Below are 6,871 nucleotides of genomic sequence, written 5' to 3'. Positions count from 1 at the left end.
GCAATGGTTCAGGCGCAAGCAAAAAGAGAGAAATCGGATCGAAGGGAACTTTGAAAACGGCAAGGAACATTATAAGTTAAACAGGGTGTGGTACCACGGCCCCGAAGGATCGGAAATCTGGACACGGGGAGGAATTCTGGCAATGAATTTGAAGACCGCTCTGGCAAGGATATAAAAAAGAAAATTAGAAGCGTTGTTTGGGATGAAAAATAAATGCCCAGACTTTTTTCAAAACGATCGGAACCTTTTTTCAGCAGACCCTAATTACTGCTTACTGTTTACTCCTTACTGTTTTTTCCTATCTGATTTGGCTTTTAGAAATAATCTTAATATCTTTTGAAGAGGCCCTTGAAAGTCGTACTTCTTTAAAATCATCAAAATGATATTTTTCAATCACATCCTTAATCACTTTAAAAGAAAGATCATAAAGATTTTTAGGGATAACCTCTTCCGTCTTCAACTTTGAAATTTTAAAATCGATGCGAAAAGAAGGCGCGGGTGCACTATGCTCCTCCTCTCCCCTGACATAATGTCCCTTCACAGAATCAACTTTATAATCGAGAGATGGCTCAGAAACAATTTTTTTAGCATCTTTATCCTTGGTGTCTCCTTCCAGCTCTTTCACCTTGCGAACAATACGCTGAGCCATTTGCCCTGCTAAAAACTGTGGGAGAGTTAAGTCTTCAAGAAGAAAATCTTTTTCGCCCCACTTATTCACATTTTCAAAAGGTTTATATTCCTCAGGAAAAGGTCTTTTCTGATAGCTGTTATCTTCATCTTTATAATCCAAAGGGATAATTTCACGAATCTCGGGAAGATAATTTGAAGAACCGATCACAAAAAGATACTGAAAAATAAAACCGGAGGGAAATGTAAAATCATCCACCCCATATCCCTTCCCAGGTTCATAGGTTTCACGAACTTTACAATAGACCAGAGCCCTTTCAGAAGGTAAAGGTCTTACTTTAATCTCAAGAATTTCAAAATGAATATTTTCTTTTAATTTTATTTCGAGAATCGTTCTTAAAAAAGCGAGAGAAAATTCTGTTGAGTCGGAGCTCTTCTTAAGATAATTGGCAAGCAGGGCCCGGCTGTTGCCCTTCGAAAGATTGGAAAAGAAAGTGAGAACCGTTCTTTCAGCCAAAGTGGCTGGATTAAAACGAACGTCGATCATCATCCTTTGAAAAAAATCTTCTCTAGAAATATTTCCGAGATAGTATCTTTTAAGGTCATCGACATAACGAACAAAAACAGCCTCAACCCCTGGAATAGTCTTATCCGCAGCAATGACTGTATAGAAACAGATTGGGGCATCCGTAGAAAGGCTGACACGAGAAACCCCTAAGAGAATATCACCCAGATGCTCTGAAGCCTCTTTTGTAAGACCTTGCTGTCGATCAAAGATGCTTTCAAGGACAACATAAGTCCCTAGATTTTCTCCAACAATTCTTGTTTGAACATCCAGGTGGTATTCATCGTGACAGATTTGCTTAACAGAGTTGATAACCTCTTCACGGGGAAAGGAGGGCTTTCCACATCCAGGAATACAAAAAAAAGAGACCCAGAAAGGAAGGATGAACAAAAAAAATTTTTTCTGCCCTCTCATCAACACAACTCAATCACCTCATCTCGCCTTCAATCGAATTCAATAAACTGCTAAATCGGATTTTGGGGTGCGTATCGCTGCTCCTTGGCTGCAAGTCCCTGATCCTTACCAAACTCCTTAAAAATCGCTTCAATCTCATCGTATTCTAATTCTTCCTTTTGGATCAATTCATTTGCAAATCGATCCAAGAGATTCATTTCAGACTTAAGAAGATCCTCAACCTCTTTAAGGCAATCATCCATGATATTTTTAACATCTTGGTTCAATTCAATTTTCATCTGATCCGCAAGCTGAGATTCTGGAATAACGGTATAATCCCCAACATATCCCTTTTTCCCCATTCCAATTTCCCAAACCATTCGGTGAGCAATATGCATCGCATTACGAAAATCACCACTGACCCCTGTGGTCGTTGCACCGAACTTAATTTTCTCAGCAGCATACCCCCCTAGACTCACCTTAATATCTGCTAAAACCTTATTTCGATCGTGAGAGCGAAGATCCTCCCTGGGCATGGGATAGACCACTCCCAAAGTATCTTTACGATTGGCAATGGAGGCTTTAAAAACATCATCCGTCGGATGCAAAATATAAAGAACAATTAAATGACCTGCTTCATGATAGGCCGTTTCCATTTTCTCAATGGGAGGAACATCACGTTTAATCTTGACCCCCAAATAAAGCCTCTCCATTGCACTCGTCATATCTTTATAAGTGACAACTTCCCGCTTATCACGCGTCGCAATCAGAGCCGCTTCCTTAATAAGGCTTTCTACTTCTGCAGGACTTAATCCTACCGATCTCCTTGACAATCTTGGAACATCCATGGTCGGGTCATATTTCACTTTATCCAAATAGAATTTGAAAAGTTTTTCCCTTCCTGCAAGACCCGGCTTAGAAATATAAATTTTCCGGTCAAAACGGCCAGGTCTCAAAAGGGCTTCGTCCATAACGCCTTCCACAGCATTGGTTGCGCCCAAGACCACAATATTTCCCGCTCCAGATAAACCATCGAGTTCGACCAAAAGCTGATTCAGCGTACTGTCTGTTTCCTGACCGCCTCCCATGGCAAAAAAGTGCCTTTTACGCCCAATGGCGTCCATTTCATCAATGAAAATAATACATCCACCATGCGCATAAGCTAATTTTTTCGCCTTCTGAAAAAGTTTGCGAACACGGCTCGCTCCAACACCCACAAAAACTTCAACAAACTCACTCCCAGATATAGATAGAAAAGGTAAACCTGCTTCAGTCGCAATCGCTTTAGCCAGTAAGGTTTTTCCGCATCCTGGAGGACCAATCATCAAAAGACCTCTTAAAATCTTTCCTCCAATCTGTTTTAACTTTGTTCTGTCTTTGATCAGCTGAACCACTTCCCATGCTTCTTCTTTCGCTTCATCAATTCCAATCACCTCATCAAAATGAACATTAACCTCATTGGCTTTCACCTTTTCCTTTTTCATCTGGGAAAAACCACCCCTAAATGTCGCGGCATAAATATACACAAAAATGACCGCATTTAAGGCCACCATTAAAAGCTGAATAGGGAGACTGGCCAGCGTCATATTTCTGTAAAAAGACTCCAAGGAATACAAACCCCAAATGGATAAGGCAATCAAGAGAATGGTGAGAAAGGTGACCAGGAAGGCCACCCAGTGATTCATGAAGAATATTTTAAATTTTCGATATAATTTACGCATGGGTCACACCTTAAGTTAACATTAATTTATAAGTATCGCCAAGAAATTCGCGTCTTTTCTAGAACTAACACAAAAAAGTCCTAACTTATTTCTATAAAAAAAGGGGGCTTTTCTGCCCCCCTTTAAAACTGTTCAACTTTGTAATAAATTTTACGAAAATAAAAATTTAGGTATATGAACTTGACTCAAGTTTCATCCATTTGCAGTCGCCCCATTTATAGGGCAATGCGCTCTTAGCATGAATTTGCCCGATAAATCGGGCGACTACGCTTGACGGATCAAGCTTAACTTTGAGTCAAGTGCATATGCCTATAAAAAATTATTTACTTTCTTTTAAGTCCTCCATTTGTATATACATCGTCTCCTCAATCCCCTGATCTTGATTCACAGCTTCAACAGCAATGGATTTAAAAATCTTCATTGATTGAAGAAGAGGAATAACGCTTTCTTCAATCACCTTATCGGTTTGAGCACCCGCTTCTCCACGTCCTTTTTGGAGATTATCGGCCCACTTCGTTATTTCAATAATCGTGTTAAGCGTCTTATCCATATTTAAAAATGCAATCTGATTTGACTTTGGACTGAAGTTGCTTGTTGCACTTCCATAAACCTTGTTATCTTTAACCGGTTTCGCATTCCCCTTTGCAACATCAATGACACTCTTAACACTTTCCTTGTTAATGCCAATCACCAGAAATCCATTAACAATCGCATAGGATGGATTCAGCGTTTGATAAGGAAGAGGAATTTCTAAAAAATGAAGTTCTATCCCTTGATAATCTTCATTTCCCACTTTCACTTTGCCAAGAGGAGGATTAGAGACAGCGCCTGGCTCGGACGTTGCAGCGGAGGTATCCGATTGAGAGCTTTCCGTCGCTGGGGCGCCCGAGCTTACTCCAGAAGGAGCGGAGGTACGAATAATATAATCCCCTAACTTTTCCATGGTCGCCAATGCCCTCTGGGGATCCTGGACCTCTGCTAAAAGAATCAAATGGGGAAAAGGAAAAAGTCCTCCCATATCCACTTGAGTGAGAGAAAAACAAACTTCTCCCCCCAACCAGCTCAAAATATCTTCCTTGATGCGAAGACCTGAATCTTTTTCAAATTTTTCAACGCCTTCTATGATGGTCTTTCCTTGCTCAGGGTTCTGAGTTTGAATATTTTTCTGCCAACCATCCCAAATCTTGGAAAAATCAATGGAGTTGGAGATAGTTAAAAGCAAACTGTCTTCAGGTAAATATTTGAGTGACTCCGCCTCCTTAGGTTGAGATTCCCATCCCGAAAGAATATCGCTTTCGGGCATTTCTTTATTCTTGGAGAAAAAGAGCTTCACCCTCATCCCTTGATCAAAACCAACCGCTGCAGAGATTGATTTAATGGTCCCCAATGTTTTTTCAAGACCCTCTGTAAAACCAGCAGGAGCTCCTTCAGGGGCAGGCAAGGCCTTAATCAAATCAATAATCTTTGCCATGTTGACAAAGGCAATGCCTCTCAGATCCCCACTCATTTTCAATAATCCGAGAGCACTTTTATATTGCTCGTTTGTTCCCAAAGATTCTGAAGATTTCTTAGAAACCAAATCTGCAACCTTTCGAATTCCAGAATCATCAATACCGATGGCGAGCGCAAAAACATTTTGAATAAAAGCATAGTTAAATTCAGGACCCGCCACTTGAGGATTTCTCACACGAGAAATTTTTTGACCATTATATTCAACCGTTTCCACGGTTACAGTGCCCTTGACCTTTTCTAATAGAGTGTCTACCTTCCCCTTGAAATCAGCCCTCGGATCCGTTTGTGCCAAGAGTAAAATCTGAGGGTTGGCTAATCCTTCTTTGCTTCCGACTAAGGCAATACTTAAATCCTGCCCAAAAACTCCCAGAACATTTTCCTCACTCAGATCAAAACCCATGTTGGTTTTAAACTGCTCTTTCATCGTGTTTAAATTTGATACTATTTGAGCCGCTTCCCATATTTTAAGATCAGCGACTTGCTTCCAAAAGTTGGAACTTTTAACGAGATCCCAGGTTGACCTGGCATTTCGTGCGGAAAGAAAAAGGACCACATCACTGGGAATCACATCCGCAATGGCGACCTCACCTTTAAAGGACTCCATTTGCGTGACAGATTTTTCAACGCCTGAAGGAGCACCCATCTCTGATGTTTTCTGCTTTGTAAATTTTAAAGCAATAACAATACCTACGGCAACGACTCCCACAGCACCAATCGCCAAAATGCCTTTTTTCATTCCTTTATTCTCCTTATCTTAAGTCTTAAAATGAGAAAAAAATCCTTGACTGGATTTAATACAACTCATTCCAGTAAAATAGGTTCGTTGAGAAACCATTTAAATGTCACCTTACAAACTCTTTAAAAATCCCCCCATCCAAAGAGTGCCTTCTCGGCTAAAAAAAGCTCTAACAAGAACAACAATTTTGAACCTAGGTGCAAGTATATCTGAGAGAGCTAACTATAAGCAATAGAAAAAGGTGACCCTCCATACATCTGATCTCACAATTCAAACCGTAGCTGAGAATCTTCCTTTTTCATAAAATCCTTAACCTTGTTCAAATATTGTTCTGCAGTTCTAAAAGCACCTTCTGCATCACTGTGGGAAATTAAATCACCTACATCGTAGATCATTTTATTTCTTTTTCTTCTCATGGCATCAAAATCATTTGTCAGATCTGTAAAGCCCTTTCCAAGAATATCTCCAGCGATTTCAATAACTGTCTCATGTTGCCCCTTACCTTTCGAACGAAATCCCTTTAAAAAAAGAAGGGCGCGTCCCATTTTAAGCATGGCTGTATAGGCAAAAAGATAAGCCGCTTTGTCAGAAACAGGAAATGTGATTCGAACTTCTTTCAAATCCTGATAAGCTGCTTCGATGTATTTTGAAATTTGGGCATGCTCTATCTTGAAAATTTCAAGCTGTCCCTTGTCTTTATAAAGTTTAATCAGATCCATTCTTTCTCCTTAAGAGGCTTTATTTGGATCAGAGGGGATCTGATCACTGCGTAGAGAAAATCCCCTTTGACATCTTTTTTAGATTGAAATTCCTCTGGTGAAAAAAGGACTGAACTGATTGAACGATCAAATTTAGCTTCAAGTTGTTTGAGCAAACTTTTTAGGCGCTGTGTCTCATCACCTACTAAGATCAGATCAATATCTGAATCAACCTTCATCTTGCCTTTGACAAAAGAGCCGTAGAGATAAGCTTCTTGAATTTCTTTCAAAGATTGAAGCCCATCCGAGAGGCGCTTTGGAATACCCACCGTTTTCTCAACAATTCCTCTGATTTCAGTAAACAAGGGATGTCTATGATGAAGACGATAAAAAACCTCTTTTCCACGCTCGGCTCTTTCAAAAAGTCCCTCTTTCGAAAAAGCCTTAAGCTCACGGGCAAGAGACCCCACGGAATATCCGAACCGCCTCACCAGTTCACGCAAATAATAAGAACGATCTGGATTCAGAAAAAACAATGTCAAAAGATCTGCCCTGATCTTTGATTTTGTAAGATATAAAGAAAAAAATATCGTTCTCATTCTAGAGAGCGATTGTACTC

General features: G+C 40.1%; 5 protein-coding genes. All 5 read right to left on the bottom strand.

What is annotated here, in order from left to right; genetic code table 11:
- Nucleotides 1–298 precede the first annotated feature (298 nt).
- A complete protein-coding gene (locus HYS07_03530) occupies nt 299–1,612 on the bottom strand; it encodes a hypothetical protein (GenBank protein ID MBI1870246.1) in 1,314 nt (437 codons plus the stop codon).
- Between the two features lie 44 nt (nt 1,613–1,656).
- Complete coding sequence (locus tag HYS07_03525) at nt 1,657–3,306, bottom strand: AAA family ATPase (protein ID MBI1870245.1); 1,650 nt, start codon at nt 3,304–3,306, stop codon at nt 1,657–1,659.
- Between the two features lie 319 nt (nt 3,307–3,625).
- On the bottom strand, nt 3,626–5,554 hold the full coding sequence (locus HYS07_03520) for a DUF3352 domain-containing protein (protein ID MBI1870244.1): 1,929 nt from the start codon (nt 5,552–5,554) through the stop codon (nt 3,626–3,628).
- Between the two features lie 263 nt (nt 5,555–5,817).
- On the bottom strand, nt 5,818–6,273 hold the full coding sequence (locus HYS07_03515) for a hypothetical protein (protein ID MBI1870243.1): 456 nt from the start codon (nt 6,271–6,273) through the stop codon (nt 5,818–5,820).
- Nucleotides 6,264–6,851, bottom strand: a complete 588-nt coding sequence (locus tag HYS07_03510) for a nucleotidyltransferase domain-containing protein (GenBank protein ID MBI1870242.1) — start codon at nt 6,849–6,851, stop codon at nt 6,264–6,266. The genes HYS07_03515 and HYS07_03510 overlap by 10 nt, the downstream gene beginning before the upstream one ends.
- Nucleotides 6,852–6,871: the final 20 nt, after the last annotated feature.

The organism is Chlamydiota bacterium (genome assembly GCA_016178055.1).
In the GTDB taxonomy this organism is placed as follows: domain Bacteria; phylum Auribacterota; class JACPWU01; order JACPWU01; family JACPWU01; genus JACOUC01.
Note: the sequence above shows the minus strand (reverse complement) of the source record. Positions and strands in the feature narration are given on the sequence as shown.